Origin of the sequence: Kitasatospora sp. NPDC048194, from assembly GCF_043202455.1 — a bacterium.
Classification (GTDB): domain Bacteria; phylum Actinomycetota; class Actinomycetes; order Streptomycetales; family Streptomycetaceae; genus Kitasatospora.
This window is the reverse complement of sequence record NZ_JBIDAK010000024.1, coordinates 54,998-77,651: the sequence shown is the minus strand read 5'-3', so window position 1 is coordinate 77,651 and position 22,654 is coordinate 54,998. Positions and strand designations below refer to the sequence as shown.

13 protein-coding genes and 1 pseudogene are annotated in these 22,654 nt (G+C 70.3%); 9 read left to right on the top strand and 5 right to left on the bottom strand.

The genetic code is table 11. The annotated features are described in order from the left end of the window. Nucleotides 1–63: 63 nt before the first annotated feature. Nucleotides 64–474 (top strand): hypothetical protein, encoded by a 411-nt coding sequence (locus tag ACGF07_RS25825; protein WP_392902432.1) that lies wholly within the window; start codon nt 64–66, stop codon nt 472–474. Between the two features lie 223 nt (nt 475–697). Continuing rightward, a complete protein-coding gene (locus ACGF07_RS25820) occupies nt 698–1,597 on the top strand; it encodes a metallophosphoesterase family protein (protein WP_392902430.1) in 900 nt (299 codons plus the stop codon). Nucleotides 1,598–1,713: 116 nt separating this feature from the next. Here ACGF07_RS25820 and ACGF07_RS25815 read toward each other — a convergent pair whose 3' ends face one another. From ACGF07_RS25815 to ACGF07_RS25795, 5 genes and pseudogenes are all read right to left on the bottom strand, one after another. Further along, complete coding sequence (locus tag ACGF07_RS25815; RefSeq protein WP_350742357.1) at nt 1,714–2,001, bottom strand: SHOCT domain-containing protein; 288 nt, start codon at nt 1,999–2,001, stop codon at nt 1,714–1,716. A gap of 186 nt (nt 2,002–2,187) precedes the next feature. After that, the gene (locus ACGF07_RS25810) at nt 2,188–2,865 is read right to left on the bottom strand and encodes a response regulator transcription factor (protein ID WP_350742355.1); all 678 of its coding nucleotides are present in this window, start codon (nt 2,863–2,865) and stop codon (nt 2,188–2,190) included. Next, nucleotides 2,862–3,959, bottom strand: a complete 1,098-nt coding sequence (locus ACGF07_RS25805) for a sensor histidine kinase (RefSeq protein ID WP_392902428.1) — start codon at nt 3,957–3,959, stop codon at nt 2,862–2,864. Before ACGF07_RS25805 ends, ACGF07_RS25810 begins: the two co-directional genes overlap by 4 nt. A 465-nt stretch (nt 3,960–4,424) precedes the next feature. Beyond that, entirely contained in the window at nt 4,425–7,013 is a 2,589-nt protein-coding gene (locus ACGF07_RS25800) for an ATP-dependent Clp protease ATP-binding subunit (protein ID WP_392902426.1), read from the bottom strand. A 116-nt stretch (nt 7,014–7,129) separates the two neighbouring features. Next, nucleotides 7,130–7,839: pseudogene (locus ACGF07_RS25795) on the bottom strand (VIT family protein). A 1,257-nt stretch (nt 7,840–9,096) separates the two neighbouring features. Here ACGF07_RS25795 and ACGF07_RS25790 point away from each other — a divergent pair. From ACGF07_RS25790 to ACGF07_RS25760, 7 genes are all read left to right on the top strand, one after another. Further along, nucleotides 9,097–9,990 carry a hypothetical protein gene (locus tag ACGF07_RS25790; protein ID WP_392902424.1) on the top strand — a complete coding sequence of 298 codons (894 nt, stop codon included), beginning with the start codon at nt 9,097–9,099 and terminating at the stop codon, nt 9,988–9,990. A 5,017-nt stretch (nt 9,991–15,007) separates the two neighbouring features. Further along, nucleotides 15,008–15,556 (top strand): CRISPR-associated endoribonuclease Cas6, encoded by a 549-nt coding sequence (locus ACGF07_RS25785; RefSeq protein WP_392902422.1) that lies wholly within the window; start codon nt 15,008–15,010, stop codon nt 15,554–15,556. After that, complete coding sequence (locus tag ACGF07_RS25780) at nt 15,553–16,986, top strand: hypothetical protein (protein ID WP_392902420.1); 1,434 nt, start codon at nt 15,553–15,555, stop codon at nt 16,984–16,986. The genes ACGF07_RS25785 and ACGF07_RS25780 overlap by 4 nt, the downstream gene beginning before the upstream one ends. Further along, on the top strand, nt 16,983–18,008 hold the full coding sequence (cas7i, locus tag ACGF07_RS25775; protein ID WP_392902418.1) for a type I-B CRISPR-associated protein Cas7/Cst2/DevR: 1,026 nt from the start codon (nt 16,983–16,985) through the stop codon (nt 18,006–18,008). Before ACGF07_RS25780 ends, cas7i begins: the two co-directional genes overlap by 4 nt. Next, nucleotides 18,005–18,682: a CRISPR-associated protein Cas5 gene (gene cas5, locus ACGF07_RS25770; protein WP_392902416.1), complete on the top strand. Its 678-nt coding sequence runs from the start codon at nt 18,005–18,007 to the stop codon at nt 18,680–18,682. The genes cas7i and cas5 overlap by 4 nt, the downstream gene beginning before the upstream one ends. A gap of 24 nt (nt 18,683–18,706) precedes the next feature. Further along, on the top strand, nt 18,707–21,127 hold the full coding sequence (gene cas3, locus ACGF07_RS25765; RefSeq protein ID WP_392902413.1) for a CRISPR-associated helicase Cas3': 2,421 nt from the start codon (nt 18,707–18,709) through the stop codon (nt 21,125–21,127). An 841-nt stretch (nt 21,128–21,968) separates the two neighbouring features. After that, the gene (locus ACGF07_RS25760; protein WP_392902411.1) at nt 21,969–22,391 is read left to right on the top strand and encodes a hypothetical protein; all 423 of its coding nucleotides are present in this window, start codon (nt 21,969–21,971) and stop codon (nt 22,389–22,391) included. Nucleotides 22,392–22,654: the final 263 nt, after the last annotated feature.

Genomic DNA, 22,654 nt, shown 5'->3' with positions numbered 1-22,654 from the left:
CAGCCCCGGCAGCCGCTCGACCCAGACGATCCGTCCGCTCCCGTCGAGAGGATCACCACCGCCATGAGCACCTTCACCGAACGCGCCATCAGCCACCGCACCACCACGGGCACCACCGGCCCGGCCGCCGCCGACCGCCCAAGCGCCGACCGCGACACCAGCACCAGCCGCACGGGCAGCAGCCGAAGGGACTCCAGCCGAACGGGCGCCAGCCGCGCGGCCACCGGCCGTCAGGGCACGGCCGAGGCTGACAGTCTGGCCGTCGCCTCCTTCCTCCTCGGCCTCCCGAGCCTGCTGCTGTTCAACATCGTCCTCGGCCCGATCGCCATCACCCTCGCCACGCTGGCGCTGATCCGGGGCACCAGCCGCCGCGGCCGCGCCTTCCTCGGCCTGGCCCTCGGCATCACGTCGCTGGTCATCCTCGCCGTGACCACCGCCACCTCCCACGGTGTGCTCATCGACATCAGCTCCTGAGCGGCGTTCCGGCTGGCTGCCCGATCCGAACGCGACACCCGTGCCTCGACGTCGACCTCGACGTCGACCCGGACGTCGACCCGGACGTCGACCCGGACGTCGACCGGGACGTCGATCCGGATTTCGACCTCGGCCTCGGACGGGTGATCACGCCAACCCGGCCCATGGTCCGCGCCCGCCACGTAGGGTGGCCACATCGGCCGGGTGACCACAGGGGGCAGGAGTGACTACCGAGTTCCACAGCGACGCGCAGCCGGAGCCCACCGGGGCGGCCGGGCGGCTGCTCGCAGTGAGCGATCTGCACATCACCTACCAGGAGAACCGCGACCTGGTGAAGAAGCTCCAGCCCGGCCACCCCGACGACTGGCTGATCGTCGCCGGAGACATCGCCGAACTCACCACGAGCATCGAGTGGGCGCTCGGCCTGCTCGCCGAGCGATTCGCCCGGGTCATCTGGGCGCCCGGCAACCACGAGCTGTGGACCCACCCCCAGGACCCGGTCCAGCTTCGCGGTGTGGCCCGCTACGAGCACCTGGTGGAGCTGTGCCGCGGCCTCGGCGTCGTGACCCCCGAGGACCCGTACCCGCTCTGGCAGGGTGCCGGCGGCCCGGTCCGGATCGCCCCGATGTTCCTCCTGTACGACTACACCTTCCGCGCCCCAGGCACGACCACCAAGGAGGAGTCCCTGGCGGCCGCCTACGAGAGCGGTGTCGTCTGCGCCGACGAGCGGATGCTCCACCCGGACCCGTTCCCGGACCTGGACTCCTGGTGCCGCGAGCGGGTCCGGCTGACCGAACAGCGGCTCGCCGCCTGCGATCCGGACGTTCCCCTCGTCCTGGTGAACCACTATCCGACGGTCCGCCACCCCACCGAGGTGCTCTGGTACCCGGAGTTCGCCCAGTGGTGCGGCACCGAGCTGACCGCCGACTGGCACCGCCGCTTCAACACGGCCGCGATGATCTACGGCCACCTGCACATCCCGCGCAAGACCAGCTACGACGGCGTCCCGTTCGAGGAGGTCTCGCTCGGCTACCCGCGCGAGTGGCGCAAGCGGGGGCTCCCGGACCCGCTGCTGCGCGAGGTGCCCCTGCAAGCCCGGACCGGACCGGCCGCCGGCCGGTAGCCGGCGGCCACGGCGGGCACCGCGCTCCACGGCCCGGACCTCGAGGCCGCCGACGCCGTCGGCCTTCCCGGCGTCCGCGGCGCGGACGCCGGTGCCCGGGGCGAGGTCGAGGGTGGTCATGTCCCACCCCCGCCCCCGGGTGCGTCCCTGGTCGGTTCCGTCAGCACGGCCCGCTTGGCGCGGTACTCCTCCGCGTCGATGTCGCCCTCGGCGTAGCGGCGGCCGAGGACGGCGAGCGGGTGCTCCGCGACGGATCCGGGCCCGACGCCGTAGCCGCAGCCGCGGCGCCGCCAGACCGTCCGCCGCAGCAGGGCGATCACCAGGATCACGACGGCGATCCAGACCAGGGGAACGAGCAGGATCCACGGACCGGGACCGTGCCAGTCTGCGAGCTGCGTGTACATCGCGCTTCAACTCCTCGGTGGTGGGCCTTCAGGACCTCGGGTTCGTTCCCGAGGTGCCTTGAGCATCCCGCCGAGGAGTCTCATCACGCGTCCTACCGGCAGCGGCAGTTGGGGTACTCCCCGGAGAGTACGGACGCCCCGCGACACGCCGGGCCGGGAGTACGGAAGTAGCCGCCGACCGGCCCGTCAGCCCAGCCAGCCCGGCCGCACCAGCCCCGACTCGTAGGCCAGTACCACCAGCTGCGCCCGGTCCCGCGCCCCGAGCTTCACCATCGCCCGGCTGACGTGCGTCTTCGCCGTCAGCGGGCTGACCACCAGCCGCCGGGCGATCTCCTCGTTGGACAGCCCCATCCCGACCAGCGCCAGCACCTCGCGCTCCCGCTCGGTCAGCATCGAGATGTCCGACAGCCCCTCCGGCGCCTCCTCGGGCCCCTTCGACCGGGCCGCGAACTCCCCGATCAGCCGCCTGGTCACCCCCGGCGAGAGCAACGCGTCCCCCGCCACCGCGACCCGGACCGCCCGCAGCAGGTCGGCCGGCTCGGTGTCCTTGACCAGGAAGCCCGCCGCACCCGAGCGCAACGCCTCGAAGACGTACTCGTCCAGCTCGAAGGTGGTCAGCACGACCACCCGTACGGAGGACAGCGCAGGGTCCCCGGCGATCCGCCTGGTCGCCTCCAGCCCGTCCATCCTCGGCATCCGGACGTCCATCAGCACGACGTCCGGCACCAGTTCGCGGGCGAGCCGCACGGCCGCCTCTCCGTCGTCCGCCTCACCGACCACGGTGAGGTCGTCCTGCAGGTCCAGCAGGGCCCGGAAGCCCGCCCGGACCAGCAGTTGGTCATCCGCCAGCAGTACCCGAATCACTCACTCCCCGCCTTCGGTGTCGGCAGCTCCGCCCGGACCCGGAAACCGCCGCCGGGCAGCGGCCCCGCGGCGATGGTGCCACCGAACGCACCCGCGCGTTCCCGCATGCCGGCCAGCCCGCTGCCGGAACCGCCGGCGTCGCCGACCACCGCGGGCCCCGGGTCCTCGACCCGGACGACCAGCACGGCCGGGTCCCGCCAGTCCAGCACCACGACCGCCTCGCGGGCCACCGAGTGCCGGACCACGTTGGTCAGCGCCTCCTGGACGATCCGGAAGGCGGTGAGGTCGACGGCGGCGGACAGCGGGCGGCGCTCGCCGTACTCGTGCACCTCGGCCGCCAGGCCCACCCGGTCGGCCTGCTCGGTGAGCTCGTCCAGCCGGGCCAGCCCCGGCGCGGGACCGCGCGGCGCCGCCCCCGGCCCGCGCAGTGTGGCGAGCACCTGCCGGACCTCGCCGAGCGCCTCCTTGCTGGTCGACTTGATGGTGACCAGCGCGGTGCGGGCCTCCTCCGGCCGCCGGTCGAGCAGCGCCAGCGCGACCCCGGCCTGGATGTTGATCAGCGACAGGCTGTGGGCGAGGATGTCGTGCAACTCCCGCGCCATCTTGAGGCGTTCCTCGTTGGCCCGGCGCTGCTCCAGCTGCTGCCGGTAGGCCCGGTGGGCGGCGATCCGCTCGCGCCGGAAGCGGACGATCTCGGCGATCGCCATCACCAGCAACAGCCAGGCGAGCAGCCCGAGTTCGGGCAGCCAGACGTTCCCGGACGGCGGGCTGGCGCGCTGCCAGCCGGCGGGCACGGCGAAGGTGGTCAGGACGTGCGCCAGGTAGACCCCGCCCAGGCCGAGCCAGGCCGCCCGGCGGTGGCCGCCTCCGATCGCCGCGCAGCACGCGATCAGCCAGCTGACGAAGACCGGCCCGTACGGGTACCCGGCGGCCAGGTAGGCGGCCGTGACCACCGAGGTGCCGGCCACCACCGCGACCGGACGGCGTCCGCGGAGCACCAGCAGGGCTGGCCCGGCCAGCAGCAGCAGGTAGCCGAAGGCGTCCAGCGGCGCCCGGCCCCTGGCGTCGTGCGCGGCGAAGGTCGATCCGACCACCTGCACCACCGCGACCGCCGCCGCCAGCCCAACCGGCAGGCTCGCCCCGGCCGCGCGCGCCCACGGCGGACGCCACGGCCCGGGCGGCCGGCCCGGGGGCGGCGGCTGCGCCGGGGTCGGCGGGGGTCCCGGGGGAGGCGGGTCTCCCGGGGGCGGCGGGTGTCCCGGGGGCGGCGGGTGTCCCGGGGGCGGCTCGGGCACCGGCTCCGACCCGGGCTCCCGTTCTCGCTCCTGCTCGAGCTCCCGCTCGGGCTCCGGCTCCCGCTCGGGCTCGGGCTCGGGCTCCGTCGCCCGCTCGGGCTCGGGCTCCCGCTTCGGCGGCTGGGACATGGGCGGCATCATGCCCGGAACGCTAGACCAGCGCCCCGCCCCCGCACGTCCTCCACCAATGGCGTTCGGGCATACTCCCGCTGGAGTACGCCCGAACCCTCAGCCACCCGCGAGGCCGCCGACACCCTCACCGGCTCAGCTCTCGGTGACCGCCGCCCCGGACGCGGACCCGGACGGCGCCCCGGACGCACTCCCGACCGCGGCCCCGGTGCCCTCCCCCGCCCCCTCGAAGCCCGCGGACGCCTCCGGCCGCGCCAGCGACACCACCAACTCCCCGTCGCTCACGTCCGCGATCAGCGTGTCCCCCTCCTGCACGGTGCCCTCCAGCAGGAGGTTGGAGATCCGGTTGTCCAGCTCCGACTGGATCGTCCGGCGCAGCGGCCGGGCCCCGAACTCCGGCTGGTACCCGCGGTTGACCAGGAACTCCTTGGCCGCCTCGGTGACCTCCAGCTGCACGTCCTGCGCCCGCAGCCGGCGCCGGGAGCGCTCCAGCAGCAGGTCGACGACCGACACCAGGTCCTTCCGGGTGAGCGCGTGGAAGACGATCACCTCGTCGATCCGGTTGAGGAACTCCGGCCGGAACTGCCCGCGCAGGTCCCGCATCAGGTCGTCCCGGATCTCGTCGACGTTCCCGGAGTGGTCCAGGATCCGCTGCGAGCCGATGTTGCTGGTCATGATCACCACGGTGTTGCGGAAGTCGACCGTACGCCCCTGGGCGTCGGTCAGCCGACCGTCGTCCAGCACCTGGAGCAGCAGGTTGAAGACGTCCGGGTGGGCCTTCTCCACCTCGTCGAAGAGCAGCACGCTGTACGGCTTGCGGCGCACCGCCTCGGTCAGCTGCCCCGCCTCCTCGTAGCCGACGTACCCGGGCGGGGAGCCGACCAGGCGGGAGACGGTGTGCTTCTCCTGGAACTCGCTCATGTCGAAGCGGATCATCCGGTCCGGATCACCGAACAGCAGCTCCGCCAGCGCCTTCGCCAGCTCGGTCTTGCCGACGCCGGTCGGTCCGAGGAAGAGGAAGGAGCCGGTCGGCCGCTCCGGATCACCCATTCCGGCCCGGCCGCGGCGCACCGCCTGGGCGACGGCGGTGACCGCCTCGTCCTGGCCGATCACCTTCTGGTGCAGGTGCTGCTCGAGCTTGAGCAGCCGCTCCTTCTCGGTCGCGTTCAGTTCGGCGACCGGAATGCCCGTCCGGGAGGACAGCACCTGGGCGATGTCGTCGGCCGTCACGTCGACGACCTCCTCGCGGGACTCGGCGATGGCCGCCAACTCCTCCTCGGTCTGCCGCAGTTCGGTCTTCAGGTTGGCGGCCCGCACGAACTCCTCGTCCGCGACGGCCTCGTCCAGCTCCCGCTTGAGCTTGGTGATCCGGTCCTGCACCGACGTGGCCTCCGTGGAACCGCTGAGACTGCGCAACCGCACCCGCGCCCCGGCCTGGTCCAGCAGGTCGATCGCCTTGTCCGGCAGGAAGCGGTCGCTGACGTAGCGGTCTGAGAGCGTCGCCGCCGCGTCCAGCGCCTCGTCGCTGAACCGCACCTGGTGGTGCGCCTCGTACGCGTCGCGCAGCCCCCGCAGGATCTCGATCGTCTCCTCGACGCTCGGCTCGGGCACCAGCACCGGCTGGAACCGGCGCTCCAGCGCGGCGTCCTTCTCCACGTGCTTGCGGTACTCGTCCAGCGTGGTCGCGCCGACCACGCTCAACTCGCCTCTCGCCAGGGCCGGTTTGAGGATGTTGCCGGCGTCCATCGAGCCCTCGCCGCCACCGCCCGCGCCGACCACGGTGTGCAACTCGTCCAGGAACAGGATCACGCTCTTCTCGGCCGCCGTGACCTCGTCGATGACGTTCTTCAGCCGCTCCTCGAACTCGCCCCGGTACTTGGACCCGGCCACCAGCGCGGTCAGGTCCAGCGCGACCACCCGCTTGTCGCGGAGGCTCTGCGGCACGTCCCCGGAGACGATCCGCTGGGCCAGCCCCTCGACGATCGCGGTCTTGCCGACACCCGGTTCACCGATCAGCACCGGATTGTTCTTGGTCCGCCGGGAGAGGATCTCGACGGTCTGCTCGATCTCCTCGGCCCGCCCGACCACCGGATCCAGCCGGCCCGAGCGGGCCTCCTCGGTGAGGTCCCGCCCGTACTCGTCCAGCGTCGGCGTCTCACTCGGGCGCGCGCCCGAGCCGCCGCGCTCCCCGGCCGGGCCGCGCCCCTCCAGCACCGACCTCAGCGCCTCCGGCGACTGCGCCGCGTTGCGCAACGCCGTCCCCGCGCCCGAGCGCTCCTGCTCCAGCAGCGCGCCCAGGATGTGCTCCGGACCGATGTACGAGGCGCCGGCCTCCTGCGAGCGGGCGTGCGCGGACAGCAGGGCCCGCTTGGCCGAGGGAGTGAGCGCCGGGCGCCCTTCCGACGTCGCCGCGTCGCCGGACGGCAGCCCCGCCTCCAGGTCCCGCGACAGCTCGTCGGGATCGATGCCCGCGCGCTGCAGCATCCGGCGCGAGGGCTCCACCCGGGTGGCCGCCCAGGCCAGGTGCGCGGTGTCGAGGTCGCTGCTCCCGTCCTCGGCCGCACGTTGCGCGGCCAGCGCCAGCAGCTCCTGGGAGGACTCACTGAGCAGCCGCCCGATCGGGACCCGCTGCACGGCGGGCGGAGAGGCCATCGGACTCATTCCGAAGAACCGGCTGAGCAGGTCGGAGAACGGATCGTTCGATCCGAACGGGGGCATGGTCACGACGGTTCACCTCTCCCAAACGGTTTGCAGCCACACAAACACAGGGCGGGTGCGCTCGCCTGTCGAGCGGAGACCGGGCGCGGCCCTGCTCGGAAGTCCGCGCTCGCCGGCGGATCTCACCCCGTGACGTCGTCCAGCAGCACGCCCCCGCTGTACGTCACCGCCGTCGCCGGCAACCCGCCCGCGACGTTGCGCGCCACCGCCGGCCCCGGGCGGGCCCCACCCAGCCGGGCGCTGGTCCACCCGGACAGCGTCAGCGCGAGCACCACCGCCGCCGCCGTCACCCCCAGCCGCCATGACTCCGGCGGCAGCATCACCGCCAGCAGCGGCACCAACGCGCCCAGCGTGAACGCCGCCGCGCTGGCCAGCGCCGCCTGCCAGGGACTGGTCAACGCCGCCGGACCGGTAACGAGTTCGGTCTGCGCATGGGCCCCCGACGCATCCCGCTCGGTCAACGCCGCCGCCACGTCCCGGGCCAGGCCATCCGCCAGCCCGCTGTCCCGGTAGCAGTCGGTCAGCTCGTCGAACTCCCCCTCCGGATCCTCCGCCGGCTCGCGCCGCTCCTACGCCAACTCCGCCTGCTCGATGTCCCGTTGGGTGCTCACCGACACGTCCTCGCCCACCGCCATCGACATCGCCCCGCCAACAGCCCGGCCACCCCGGCCACCCCGGCCACGAGCAGCGCGGTGCGCGAACCGGCCGCGCCCGCCACCCCCGTCACGATCCCGGCCGTGGACACCACCCCGTCATTGGCACCCAGCACCGCCGCCCGCAGCCAGTTCAGCCGCGCCGGATAGTACGCGACCGCCCCCAGCCGCTCCACCATCCGCCCACCTCTCCCGGGGATGCCTCCGGTCCCCCGATCCTCACCCGCCCACCCCCACCCCGCCACCGACGGCGCCGCGGCCCCGCGGTCCGGCGAGGGGGCCACCGCTCAGCCCGCGCCCTGGAGCCGACTCGGCCCCCGAAACGATCAAGGGCCAGTTCGGGGGGATCCTGCCCCCGAACTGGCCCTTCGTGTGGGTGGGCGCGGACGGTTTCGAACCGCCGACATCTGCTTTGTAAGTTTTCCCCGGGCAAGCCTCTGACCTGCACAAACGCGACTGGCAGGCCACCTGACCTGCGAGATTCACTCTCGGTGACTCTCCCAACCTCACCACGTTTCTCGGCCTCATGTGTGCCGATTCCGTGCTGCGAGGTAGTCGGCCCGCCTGCTGGCCGCCGCCAACTGCCCCACTGCTCGGCTGTTCGGCCGCTGCGCAAGTATCGCAGGTCCACCGCTCCCGCGCGGGCGCCGAACAGGGCTGGACCTCGCTGCGGACCTGCGGTTGGCAGCATCCCCAGACCCACTCTAGCTATCACGGAACGTAACGAAGGAGCTGACCATGCACATCGACACCATCACCCATGAGCGGCTCGACGAACTGCTCTCGGACGCGACCACTCCTGTCGCTCACTGTGCCTTGTGGGCGCTGCTCACGGAGGTCAAGTTCAACCTTGCGGACTTCCCTTCCCTCGACGTCCGGGACGCGACCGACACCACGTTGAACGCCGCCGGCGCTTCGAAGACTGGGCTCCGGAGATGCTCATCCCGGAAAGTGCCTCGGTCCTTCTCCGCGAGGCCATCGGCAACCGTGTGGCGGGTGCAATCTTCACCGAAGGAGGAAAACCCATGTCCCGAGAGGTGGCGACTCGGGCCGCACGGCAGTACGCCGGGTGCTCGATCCATGCGTTTCGGAACTCCGGCTTCGGGCGGAAGCGTCCGGCAAGCTAAGTCGACCTCGGGCGCCGTCCGGACGCGCGAAAGGTGCCGGGCGGCACCGTGGGCCCTTCCTGACTACCAGTTCCGGTTCCTCGTCTCAAGTTCCCAGCGATCCGGGCGACCATAGTCGCCCATTGAATCCAACCTCCAGCTCGAACTGCCCGAACGGTGCCCGAGATTGAGGAGGCGCGGGGCACGATCGACCGGGGATTCCGTGTATCTTGACTGCCCGCATTGCGCGGCCGACCAGCATGCCCGTTCAGGACCGACTCGCCGGTAACCAGAGCAGGCCACGCCGCGGACCGGAAAGGCAGGAACACCTTGGGCAAGGCCAGGATCTCGGGCAGGTTCCTCTACTGGTCCGACCGAGCCGTTCAGTCGCTCGCGGAGGACAACGGCGTGGACCTGGGGAGGAACTCACGATTCCAGGCCAACGTCAGCGCGACCGTTTCACACCTCCCGGTATCAGCCCAGGTGCAGGGGGCCTTCAGCAGCAGCGAGAGGAAGACCCGCAACCGACTGGAGGAGGCTGAGCGGATCAAGGAGGCCATGGGCTCGAAGGCGACCGAAGCCCTGGACCAACCGCCGAAGGCCCCGTGGGTCTGGACTGTCGGCCGGGTGAACCTCTCGAAGATGATCCACTACGCCAAGAACGACGGACTTCTCGTCCACCTCCAAACCACCAACCGCGCCGGCCATCGGATCGACCTCTGCCTTTTCGGCAGCATGGACAACCTGTATGGCAGCGGGCCGCTCGACAGCTTCACCGGCGGCTGGTATTCCTCGGCGTACTACGCAGTGCAGGAACTACTGGAGACCCGGGGCCAGGTCAACACCTCGCAGTGGGACGACCCTGAGGCCCTCTCCGTCGAGGTGCTGAGGATCGCCCTCGAAGAAGGTCGGTTGCCCGACTCGGAACCAGGACGTCCGGAGACCCGCGGCCGTACCATCCTCCACGCGGAGGCGTGTGAACTCATGGCCGAGGTCTACACCGACGTCGTGCTCACCGAGTCCCGTTGGAACCTCACCGACGACTTGCAAGGGGCCCAACGGATCATCGTGGGTCGCCCGCTCTGGGTCCGTACCACCTCAGAAGACGCGGTAGTCCGCTACACGGAGCTGCGCAACGGGCCGCGTTGGGCTCGCTGGTGGTGGCTGTTCCAAGCTCAGCAGTTCGTTCGCCGGCAACTCAGGCGGCTTTCCCAGGGGCGATGATGCTCGACAACATCCATCCCTTCGCCCCGGCTGAGTTCCCGTTGTTGCCCCTCCCGGGGGCGATGAGGCGCTGGTCCTACGCCGCCCTGCACGCGGACGGCTCCAAGTTGCTACCCCTCGCAGGGGCGATGAGGTCGGCCACACCCTCGCTGCGCACACCCAGGTCATCCTGTTGCTACCCCTCGCAGGGGTGATGAGGCGAGATCCTGGCCGGTCACCTGGTGCTGCTGACCAGGTTGCTACCCCTCGCAGGGGTGATAAGACCGGGCTGATCGGCCACTACATCGGCGGAGACGGGATCGAGTTGCTACCCCTCCCAGGGGCGATGAGGCCGAGGCTCTCGCGATGCTGTACGGCCTGGACGCGTAGTTGCTACCCCTCATGGGGGCGATGAGGCATGCCTCGGCGAGTTCCAGAGTCTCCGCTCGCATGTTGCTACCCCTCCCAGGGACGATGAGACGCTGGAAGAGGAGACCGACATCGTGACGGACCCCGCATTCCTACCCCCCTCCCAGGGCGGTGAGACATGCTGCGCCTAGGGTGCTGGCGTTCTGCAAACTCGCGTTGCTACCCCTCCTAGGGGCGATAAGGCCAGGGCCAGGTTCTGGTGGACCTCCGTGTCCACCGCGCTGCTACCCCTCAGGGGCGATAATGCCTACACCGGCCCCAGCGTGTGGCACCGAGACCACCTGTTGCCACCCCTCCCAAGGGCGATAAGGCGTGAGGAACCGACGCTGGTGGAGATCCGCAGCTTCATGTTGCCATCCCTCCCAGGGACGATAAGGCGTCCCACCCCCTGCCCGGCAGTCGCCAGCAGATCGCGTTGCTACCCCTCCCAGGGGCGATGAGGCGGTGACGGACCTGATGCTGGTCGGTGACGCCTACCTGTTGCTACCCCTCCCCTCCCAGGGGGATGAGGCCCCCGGCCTTGGTGTGCCACTCCCCGTCACTCCAGGGTTGCGACCCCTCCTAGGGGGGGCGATGAGGCGCCCTACCAGACGGCGTTCGCTGCCGGCCAGCAGGTGTTGCTACCCCTCCCAAGGGCGATGAGGCGGCGAGCGGCCTCGGGGGCTCCTATCTCGCCGTCCGGTTGCTACCCCTTTCAGGGGCGATGAGGCGGCCCTGATCATCGGCCGCCGTGACGCCGGCGTCCTGTTGCTACCCCTCCCAAGGGCGATGAGACGGTCTGGTGATGGGCACCGCACCCGCCCTGTACCCCATGGAGTTGCTACCCCTCGCAGGGGCGATGAGGCCCGGGACCAGGGCGCCGAGGCGGCCCGCATCCTGTCGCTGCTACCCCTCCCAGGGTCGATGATGCCTGCTTATCAGCCGGGTCTGACAACGGCGCCCGCGAGTTGTTACCCCTCCCAAGAGCGGTGAGGCGCGCGGCATGTTCGACGGCCCGACAACCGGGGACGTGTTGCTACCCCTCCCAGAAGCGATGAGACCGCATCGACGATCTTCCAGATCAGGACGATCCTCGCGTTGCTACCCCTCCCGGGGGCGATGAGGCATCACGTGGCCGATCTGCGCGCGCTGTTCAGTTCCAAGTTGTTACCCCTCCCAGGGGCGATGAGACGTGGGCATGTACACCAGCGTCGACTGGTGGCACCGCACGTTGCTACCCCTCCCAGGGGCGATGAGACCCACGACCAGGCCATCTGCGTCGTCACCTTCCTCGGGTTGCTACCCCTCCCAGGGGCGATGAGACCGGTCCTTTCCCGCGTCTACTGGACGCCGCCGATCAGGTTGCTACCCCCTCCGAGGGGGCGATGGGACACCAGGCGATTGCGGATCACTACCGCCGCCTGATCGCGTTGCTACCCATCCAAGGGGGCGATGAGGCCCACCGCGATCGGCTTGCTCGGCAAGTCCGGCATCATCGGGTTGCTACCCCTCCCAGGGGCGGTAAGGCCGGAACCCGTACCTGTCTGATCACCTGTTCCACCCCGTTGCTACCCCTCCCAGGGGCGAAGAGAGCTGCGGCTGTCCGCCGGACCAGTCACCCTTCTCCTGTTGCTACCCCGCCCAGGGATGATGAGACGTCGGGCCCCCAGATCTGCATCAACATCTACGGCCAGTCGCTGCCCCTCCCAGGGGCGATGAGGAATCCGCTGGCCGCACCTGGACCGGCGCCGACTACGAGTTGCTACCCCTTCCAGGGGCAATGAGGCGCTGGATGCCTGCGGGCGAGTGGAGTGGATGGTCGGGTTGTTACCCCTCCCAGGGGCGATGAGGCCACACCGCACGCAGGTCGCTGGACATGGGTACGCTCGTTGCTACCCCTCCCAGAGGTGATGAGTCGCGCTCGCGGCCGCCATTCCGTCCTGCGTGCTCGGGTTACTACCCCTCCAGGGGTGATGAGACGGTCTGGCGATGGGCACCGCACCCGCCCTGTACTCCATGGAGTTGGTGCCCCTCCCGGGGGGGGGATGAGGCGCGTGTGGGCGTCTGCCGCCAGATGGTCTCCCGGGTGTTGCTACCCCTCCTAGGGGCGATGAGGCCGGCGCGCGGTCGAGGCTGTGGTTGCAGGTGGAGACGTTGCAACCCCTCCCAGGGACGATGAGACTTCCGGCAATACGCCAGAAGAGGTGGACGCCTCCATGTTGCTACCCCTCCCAGGGACGATGAGGCGGCCTCCCCGGCGACGCCCTTGCGGACGTAGGTCGGGTTGCTACCCCTCCTAGGGGCGATGAGGGCATTATCGTCGCTGCTCCGAAGATCGAAGCCGCCCAATTGCCACCTCTCCGGGGGGTGATGAGACGTGATCTGCTCGATGACCAGTACTACTACACTCCCGAGTTGCTACCCCTCCCAGGGGCAATGAGGCTGACCCGGAGGCATACCGCCTCGCCATCGTCGCCAGGTTGTTACCCCTCCCAGGGGCGATGAGCCTACGCCGGGCACTCCCGTGCACTACGACGTATGGGAATTGCTACCCCTCCCAGGGCCGATGAGACCGTACTCAAGGACACCTACGGCGTGGTGATCTTCAAGTTGCCACCCCTCCCAGGGACGATGAGGAGCTCTTCCACCCCGCGGGCCTCGTGCTGGTGTGTCAGTTGCGGCCCCTCCCAGGGGCAATGAGGCCGCACCTCGGCCGCGTATGGAGCATGGCCGAGTACCCGTTGTTACCCCTCCCAGGGGCGATGAGGCCACCTTCAGGCTCTAAGGTCTGTGTGAGTACCTCACGTTGCTACCCCTCCCCCGGAGGGCAATGAGGCATCACGTGGCCGATCTGCGCGCGCTGTTCACTTCCAAGTCGCTATCTCTCCCAGGGGCGATGGAGTCGGCAGTGCCGTCCGCACCCTCGGCCCGCTCACCATGTTGCTACCCCTCCCAGGGACGATGAGAGCTGCGGCTGTCCGCCGGACCGGTCACCCTTCTTCTGTTGCTGCCCCTCCCAGGGGCGATGTCTGGTCCACGTCCGGGATCGCGCTGCTCCCGTTGCCACCCCTCCCAGGGGCGATAAGGCCTATACCGGCCCCAGCGCGTGGCACCGAGACCATCTGTTGCCACCCCTCCCAAGGGCGATGAGGCGTTCGTCAGCAACTGGTCCCCGGGGCGCTACATCAAGTTGTTACCCCTCCAAGGGGCGATGAGGCCCTGGCCCGCTACCTGACCGTCGGCGGCGCCCACGTGTTGCTACCCCACCCAGGGGAGATGAGACTGGACGTCAAGGACGCCCTCGACGCCTATGTGCCCCTGTTGCCACCCCTCTCAGGGGCGGTGAGGCAGGCGCGCTGTCGAGGCTGTGGCTGCAGGTGGAGACGTTGCAACCCCTCCCAGGGGCGATGAGACCAAGGCACTGCTGCAGCTGATGCAGCAGGCCACGCTGTTGCTACCCCTCCCAAGGGGGTGAGCCGATGTGGCGGGCCTTTCGGGCTGGTCCCGGCATGGTATTGCTACCCCTCCGAGGGGCGACAAGCCTCCGCCGAGGACCCAGGTCGGGAGATCGAAGAGACGTTGATACCCCTCCGAGGGGTAATGAGCCGTGCACCGCCTGCGACGCCTGCTACTGCGGGGAGGAGTTGCTGCCCCTCCGAGGGGAGACGAGTAGTTGCTTGTTGCTGTCTTTCCAGAAGGCAAAGACGATCCGCCTGGTACCAGTCTTCCAGGACCGCGAGTAGTTGCTACCCCCTGAAGGGTGATGAGTCGGTGCCGATCCACGCCACCCACATCCACGGCATCACCTTGCTACCCCTGCGGGGCGATGAGGACCAGCGCGCTGGAGAAACGTCAGGTGCCCGCCACCACATTGCAGCCCCTCCCAGGGGCGATGAGGCGGTCCGCTTCGGCGTCGCGGCCGGTGCGGTGCACCAGTTGCCACCCCTCCCAGGGGCGATGAAGCGCCGTACCCGCTGATGCTCGACATCCAGGAACACGCGTTGCTACCCCCCCAGGGGCGATGAGACCCGACTCCCCCGCCTCGCACGCTGTGGGCGTGGACTTGTTACTACCCCTTCCCGGGGCGATGAGGCCGCCTGCCGCCGCTGGCAGGTCCGGGAGATCGTCTGGTTGCTACCCCTCCCCGGGGGCGATGAGGACCGATGGTAAAGCTGCAGGTCAGACGCCGGATGTGACTGGTCAGTGAGTCAGGTCCTGCAGTAGGAGTCCGGTGATGCTGTTGGCCACGTCATGGCGCCGTGGTGCGCAGCTTAGCGTTGGTCTGGGTGGGCTTGTTCAACGGTAGGGCATCGAGTGCTGCCCGGGGTCGTGGGTGACTGTGCGCAATCTTGTGACGGCTGTCAGTGGTGCAGTTTAGGGTCCTGGACTGTGCGGCTGGTGGTTCGTCAGCTTGCTGGTTTGTCATGCCGTTTGAGCGTTGGAGTGCGGGATGAGGGTGCGGCTGGCCGTGGTGACGGCGGCGGAGGAGGTGCCGTGGGGCAGCGTGCTTGCCCCTGGTCGGGGGTTGGTCTACGACGTGCTGGGGCGGGTGGCTCCGGAGCTTGGGCGCCGGTTGCACGAGCACGGTGAGGGGCCCCACGGGATGGCACCGTTCGGGCATGGTGCGCCGGTGTTCTCGTCCGCGCGTCGGCGGCCGGGGCGGTATGCGGCGGGCGGGCGGGGGGTGGTCGAGTTCGGCAGTCCGGTGCCGGCCATCGTGGAGGCGCTGGCGGCGGGGTTCGCGGAGCGCGAGTTGTTGGACTGGGGCGGGGTCGCCCTGCGCCTGACGGGCCTCGGCCTGGTGGAGCCGCCGGAGTTCGCCGATGGCCGGGCGGTGCTGCGGACGTCAACTCCGGTGGTGATGAAGGGCTCCGGCTACAGCCCGGATGGGGTGCGCGGGCCGCGTCAGGCGTGGGTGCTGCCGACTGAGTTGGAGTGGGCGGGCTACTTCCAGGGGAACCTGCGGCGAAAGGCCGAGACCTTGGGCCTGGACGCCGGGGTCAGCCTGGAGTCGGTGTCCTGGATGGGTCCGAAGAGGTCGTTCGCGGTGGGGCAGGGCGCCAAGCCGGGGGCCGCCGTCGAGGTGGAGCTGTCCGGAGCGCCGGAGACGCTGCGGGCCTTGTGGAGCTGGGGCCTGGGCCAGGCGAACTCGGCCGGGTTCGGCTGGGTGGCGGCATGAGCGCGCCGGTTCGCGGTGACCTCGGCCAGGGCCGACTGGTGCTGACCGCGCACCCCTTGCAGCGGGTGGGGGCGTTCGCGCTCGCCGCCCTGGCCGGCGACGGCTCTCCGAAGGAGACCACCGAGGCCGAGTTCGAGGCGGCGCTGTCGCAGATGGCCCGGGACGCGCTGAGTGCAGCGCTCGGACGCGACAGTAAAGCGCCGGACGGCTTCTGGTTGAAGGTCAGCTACTCCTTCTTCCCCAACACCGCGATGAACCACCCCAGCAACGGCAAGCGCACCGATGCCGAGATCACGGAGCGGGTGAAGCAGTGGCGGACCCTGCCCCTGCCGTCCCACTGGCCGCCCACGGTGTGCTCGCTGTGCTCACGGCAGGCGGTCGGGTACTACGGGAAGAGCGACGTGCCGCTCGCCGAGAGCCAGTCGTACCGCAACACCACCCCGCGAGGCCACGACGGGATGGCCCTGTGCTGGCCGTGTCTGTGCAGCTTCTACGCGCTGCCCTACGGGGTGCGCCTGACCGGCGGCCCGTCCATCGCCCTGCACAGCTGGGACGACGACTTCCTCCAGCACGCCGTGGCCGAGCAGGTCGACCACAACCGGATGCTCGCCGCCACCGGCGACGGCAGCAAACGGCAGACCGGCGCGCAGGAGGTCGTCGCACTTGTCGCGCTGCGCACCCACCGCCGCCCGATGGGCGCTGCCGTCGACCTCGTGGTGTTCAACAACAACAACCGCGGCCAGGAGCTGGAGACCCACGCGCTGGAGCAGCCGCTGGCCGAGTGGCTGCGCCGCACCCAGCGGCTGGGTGATCGGCGTGCCGGTTTCGCGGAGCTGGTTCGCGCCCATGCCAGTGCGTCGACGCCCGGGCTCGTGGCCTTGGCCCGCAACGTTTTCCGCTCGCCCAGCCGGATCGTGGCCGCCGGCCACGGCCAGTTGCTCGCCGACCTGACCCGCACCGGGCGTGACCGGTCCCGGGCCGAGGCGCTGGCCGTGCTGCTCAACTCCTTTGCGACCGAGGTAATGCTGATGACCGAGAAAGACCTGGCCGAGATCGCCAGGACCGCCCGCAACGTGGCCGTGCTGCTGAACACCGCCACCACCGGCGGCCAACTGCGGAGCTTCCGCACTCTGCTGCGCGACCCGTCGAAGCTGCGCGCGTGGCTGACCTCCCAAGGCGTGCAGTGGACCGTCAAGCCGCCCACGGGAGCAGCCGGACCTTTGGTGACCGAGCGGGGCTTCGAGCTGCTGTTCAGCCCGGTCTCGCAGAACCCGGCCTGGTTTCACCGGGACATGCTCCTGGTCGGTGTGCTGCAGGAACTGAACTCGCTCGGCTGGAAGCCCGAGCAGCCGGAGGAGGAGGGCGAGGAGGATCTCGATCCCCGCGACCTCGAAGCCCTGACGTTCGACACGGAGGATGAGCAGCAGTGACGTACCTGGTCGGCAAGATCGTTCTGGATGTGGTGGCGGGAGCCCCGAACAACGGACTGGCGGAGGACAACAACGGCAAGGTCAAGCAGTTGCGGGTGGGCCGCGACGTCTACCCGTACGTGTCGGCGCAGGCGTTCCGCCGCTGGCTGCGCGACAGCCTGCCCGTGCAGGAGTCCCGTTCGCCGGTGACCCGCAGCGGTTCCGGCGCGAAGCAGCAGGCGTACACCGCGGGCCGCCCCGATCTGCACCTGGACGACGACCTGTTCGGGTACATGGTCGCGGTGAAGAAGGAGAGCTACGGTCGCGAGACGGTGCTGGCGACCGGCACGTTCGTCTCCGTCGTCCCCCAGCGCCCGACCAGCGACTTCGGCACCATGAGCCGGGACTTCCCCGCCGGCGAGCACCCGGTGATCCACTCCCACGAGCTCTACAGCGCCGTCCTGGCCGGGGACGTGCTCCTGGACCTCCCCCGGGTCGGTGTCTTCGAGACGGACGGCACCGGCCTGCGCACCGCGCTGAGCCCGGCCTCCGCCGAGGAGGCCGTCAAGGCGGGTGCCGAGAAGACGACGCTGCGCGGCACCGGCGCGGTCAAGCTGCCGCTGGCGGAGCGCCGACGGCGGGTGGACACCGTGCTGCGCACGCTCGCCGCCGTGCGCGGCGGCGCGAAGCAGGCCCTCCACTACGGTGACCGCGCCCCGGCGCTGGTGCTGCTCGCCTCGGTCAAGGGCGGGGTGAACCCGTTCACCCGGATCGTCGGCGCCGACGACGGCCGGCCCGTCTTCCAGGCCGATGTGCTGCGCGAGGAGATCGAGGCGTGGCGCGACGAACTGGACGGCCCGGTGCTGGTCGGCTGGGCCCCCGGGTTCCTCGGTGACCAGCGCGAGCGGGCGGTCAAGGACCTCGCCGACCTCGTCGACAGCAGCGCGGTGGTCTTCGGGCACCCCCGGGTGATCCTCAACGGCCTGGCCGACCGGATCGGTGCGGGCGAGTACGACGGCTGGTTCGAGGACCCCGCGGCATGACGGCTTCCCCGGTCATGGCGCTGCGGGTGACGCTGACCGCGCCGGTGGTCTCCTTCCGCAACCACCTGTATGCCGGTGTGCAGGTCACTCATCCCTGTCCGCCGCCGTCCACCGTCGCCGGGATACTCGCGGCGGCGGCCGGCGGCTGGGACGAGGTCGACGTCGGCCTGCGGTTCGCCATGGCCTTCCACGCCGCCGGCACCGGGATCGACCTGGAGACCTACCACCCGCTGGAAGCCACTGGGAAGGCCACCACCCCGGTCCCGCGTACCCGGGAGTTCCTCGCCGACGCCACTATGCGCATCTGGCTGCTGGACGACGCCGACGTGTGGCGCGGCCGGTTGCGGCGGCCGGTGTGGCCGCTGCGGCTGGGCCGAAGCCAGGACCTCGTCGGAGTCTGCCTCGACCACACCGTCCTCACCCCGGTCGAGGGGGAGCAGCGCGGCGCCGTGGTCCCCGCCTTCCCCAAGGCCCAGGGCACGCTGCTGCGGCTGCCGACCGCTGTTGCCCCGGGGCGGGAGCGGACTATCTGGGGTGACTACCGGCATGACGCCACCAGCCGCAGCCGAACTCCGGTGCCCGGCAGTTGGTCGGATGCTGACGGCCAGGCCGTTCTGCTGCTGCCGCCCGTCCACCCCGGAGCCCACTTCACCACCGCCGTCAGCCCGGCCTGACCCAAAAGGAAGAAGGAGACGACCTTGGGCACGAGCGCCGATCCCTTGCGGACGCTGCTGGCCAAAAGCGCCCGCGGCGCCGTGCCGCCCGAAGAGCTGACAGTGCATCTGGAGACCACATTGACGGCGGGGGTCGAGCTCGCCCGCCGGGTCGGCCGGATCGAGGCCGCAGAGTGTGTGCTGGACGGCCGGTTCTGGCCGGCCGCCCAGTTGAGCGGGCTGTACCACGACGGTGGCAAGCTCCCAGACGGCTGCCAGCAGATGCTCCTCGGCAGGGTCCGCTCCTGGGGCGAGAGGCACGAGGTCGTCTCCCTCGGATTCCTCCCCACTCTCGTACCGGACGAGCAACTGTGCGGCTGGGTGGCGGCCGGTGTCGCCACCCACCACCGCGCACTGACCGGAAGCAACGGCCGCGATCTGCGCTTCCTCTACGACGGCCTGACACCGGCGGACCTCGCGAAGCGGATCGGCCCGATCGACGAGAACGCGGTGACGGCGCTGTTCGCCTGGCTGCACACCACCGCGACCGCGGCCATGCTCCCCACCACCTCGAACACCAGCCCGCTGAGCGGTACCGACCTCATCGACGCGGCACACCGCACCCTCACCGAGCTGCTGCACCGTTGGGACCGGCGGGTGACTCCGGACGTCGGCCTGGCCGCCGTCCTGCTCCAAGGGGCAGTAACGGTCGCCGACCACCTCTCCTCCGCCCACGGCTCCCTCCACACCACCCAGCCCTTCGACCACCGCTTCCGGCCCGCCCTCGAAGAGCAAATGGCCGCCAAGGGCCGGGCGCTGCGCGAGCACCAGGTCCGCGCGGCCGAGACCAGCGGCCACCTGCTCCTGCGGGCGCCCACCGGCAGCGGGAAGACCGAGGCCATGCTGCTGTGGGCGGCCCGCCAGGTCACCGAGCTCACCCAGCACTCGGGCGGCGTGCCCAGAGTCTTCTTCACCCTGCCCTACCTCGCCTCCATCAACGCGATGGCCGACCGCTTCGCCGACCTCCTCGGCAACCCGGACCTGGTCGGCGTCGCCCACTCCCGCGCCGCCTCCTACCACCTGGCCGCCGCCATCCACTCCACCGACAGCCCCGACAGCGAGGAGCAGGAGGAGACCGGGCCCTGCCAACAGAGCGAAGCCACCAAGGCCCTCGCCCGGGCAGCGGCCACCCGGCTGTTCCGCGAGAGCGTGCGGGTGGGCACGCCCTACCAGCTACTCCGCGCCGCCCTCGCGGGCCCGGCCCATGCCGGCCTGCTCGTGGACGCCGCGAACTCGGTGTTCATCCTCGACGAGCTGCACGCCTACGACTCCCGCCGCCTCGGCTACGTCCTCGCCACGGCCCGGCTGTGGGAACGCCTGGGCGGGCGGATCGCCGTCGTCTCCGCCACCCTGCCCGACGTCCTCGCTGACCTCTTCAAGGACACGCTCGCCCAGGCACCCGCTCTGGTGGACACCCCCGATCTCGGCCTGCCGCCCCGCCACCGCCTTCAGGTCCGCCACCACCACCTCACCGACCCGGCCACCACCCACGCGATCCGCGCTCGGCTCGACCGCGGTCAGAGCGTGCTGGTCGTCGCCAACAACGTCGCGCACGCCCTGGCCCTGTTCAGCGAACTCGCCCCGCACTGCCGGGCCATCCACGGCGACGACAGTGCCTTCCTCCTGCACTCCCGTTTCACCCGCCAGGACCGCAGCCGTATCGAGCAGAACATCCGAAACCGGTTCGCCAGCGCAGCAGCCCACCGCCTCCCCGGGCTGCTGGTCGCCACCCAGGTCGTCGAGGTCAGCCTCGACCTCGACCTCGACGTGCTGTTCACCGCAGCCGCTCCGCTGGAAGCCCTACTCCAGCGATTCGGCCGCATCAACCGCCTCGGCGCCTACGACCCGGCCGACGTCATTGTCCACGCACCGGCCTGGACGCGCCGACGCAACCAGCCCGGCGAGTACGCCGACGGCATCTACGCCCGCGAACCGGTCGAGGCCGGCTGGCACCGCCTCCTCGAACACCAGCACCGCATCATCAGCGAAGCCGACGCAACCGGCTGGCTCAACACCATCTACACCACCGACTGGGGCCGACGCTGGCACGACGAAGTCACCAACCACCGCGACGCCTTCGACAACGCCTTCCTCTCCTTCCGCCGGCCCTTCGCCGACCGCACCGACCACGCCCAGACCTTCGACGAACTCTTCGACGGCACCGAAGCCATCCTCGAACAACACCGCGCCGCCTACACCCAAGCCCTCACCCAGGGCACCACCGCCGAAGGACGACTCGTCGCTGACCAGTACCTCATCCCCATGCCCGCCTGGGCCGCCCCGCTCACCCGCTACGAGAAATCCCTCAACGTCCGCATCCTTGACGCCGACTACGACCCCGACCTCGGTCTCCTCGCCATCCGCGGCCCCCACCGACACGCCTACCAGACCAGCCAGGTCGTGTGAGGGCCGCCGGTAGCATCAGCAACGCACGGTGGGTAGGCTCATCGCCCCATTCAGGGGTAACAACCCCTTGAATTCGAGCACTAGGGCGAAGGCTCAGCGGTCTCATCACCCCCGGCGGAGTAGCAATTAGCGCAGACCAGCGGTGGCAGTACCGCCATGCCTGCTCTCATCGCCCCTGAAAGGGGTATCAACTACCACTCCCAAGTGTCGAAACCGAATGTTCCGCCGCCCTCACCTGCCTTGAAAGGGGCGGCAACTCGATGGGGCTGGCCGCCACGCGAACGTCGCCGCGTAGAATGGCTAGATTCCGATTGGTGGCGACCAGCGAAGAGACTGTCACCAGAGGCTCAGGGGACGCCCTTCTGCAATCGCTGCCCGAACGCGCCCGGCGATCTCCTATTCGTCCTCGCCACCAGCCAGACCGGCGCGGATGGCGGCGCCGATCGCACGGGAGCGTCCAACGGGGCCGCGGAGGTCCGCGAGGGGCTTCATCGTTCTTGACCGGTTCGGTTCGGTCCCCGGGCACGGTGGGATAAGCCATGCCCGGGGCCGTGCCGGACGTCCGGCAGGAACATCAACTTACCGGCACCTCAAGGCCGCAGAGCAGTTGATGCCCAACGGCTTAATCTCTGGTTCGCGCGAGACAATCTCGAATAGATAATTGGCGTTTACGTTCAGGTAGTATCCGAATTCGCCAATCTGTGCCCATATTCCTTCTACGCCCGACGAATTGGATGTGCCCGCTCCGGATAGTCTCCGGAACAGGCAAGGAGCCAGGCGTCTGTTGCTGTGAACTACGGATCGCTCTCGCGATCCGTTACCGAAGTCGGGGACCGCGGTGGTGCGAGCGAGCCTGCGGCGGCTGCTGAACTTGCTGCTGCGGCGCGGCAGCACGCTGGGCTGGGGTCTGACTCTGGCGCCCTTCGACTGGCTCGGGTCGGCGGCCGGGCACGTGCCGGGCGGTCCGGGCGGACTGTCCGCCGCACTGCTGGAGCTGTTCGCAGTGGGCCTGGCGTTCGACTTGATGGCCGGCTCGTCGGCGCTCGGCGAGGGTCGGCCGACACTGTTCCTCCGCCTGCGGCTGCTCGGGCCGGACGGTCTCCGCGGTGAGCTGGCGCCGCTCCGCGAGCACGGTGGTGACCTGCTCAGCGACGTTCTGCTGGGCGAGGGCAGCGTCGTCCGGGCGCGGGAGGCTGGCGCACCGGTCCGGGCCGCGACGGCGGGCAGGATCTCGGTCTGGTCGGCCTCGGGCAGGGCGCGGTAGACGTCGGCGGCGAGCTGGTGGCGGGCCTGCTGGTCGGGTGCCGCAGGGGTGGTCTCCGCGCTTGCTGGCGCGGCGGCGGTACGCCGGGCGGCGACGGCGGCTGCGGCGGCCTGCCAGTAGGCGTCGTGGCCGGTGCGGCCTTCCTCGATGTAGGGACCAGAGGGCTGGGCGGAGTTGTCGTCGGCGACCTCGTACTGGTCGCGGTAGGCGGCGAGGAAGGCGAGCTGCCGTTGCCACTGGGCACACTGAGTGGGGTCGGTCGG

Coding starts and splice junctions, on each gene's coding strand:
- ACGF07_RS25825 (WP_392902432.1), top strand. CDS start 64: ATGAGCACCTTCACCGAACGCGCCATCAGCCACCGCACCACCACGGGC.
- ACGF07_RS25815 (WP_350742357.1), bottom strand. CDS start 2,001: ATGTACACGCAGCTCGCAGACTGGCACGGTCCCGGTCCGTGGATCCTG.
- ACGF07_RS25780 (WP_392902420.1), top strand. CDS start 15,553: ATGAGCGCGCCGGTTCGCGGTGACCTCGGCCAGGGCCGACTGGTGCTG.
- cas5 (WP_392902416.1), top strand. CDS start 18,005: ATGACGGCTTCCCCGGTCATGGCGCTGCGGGTGACGCTGACCGCGCCG.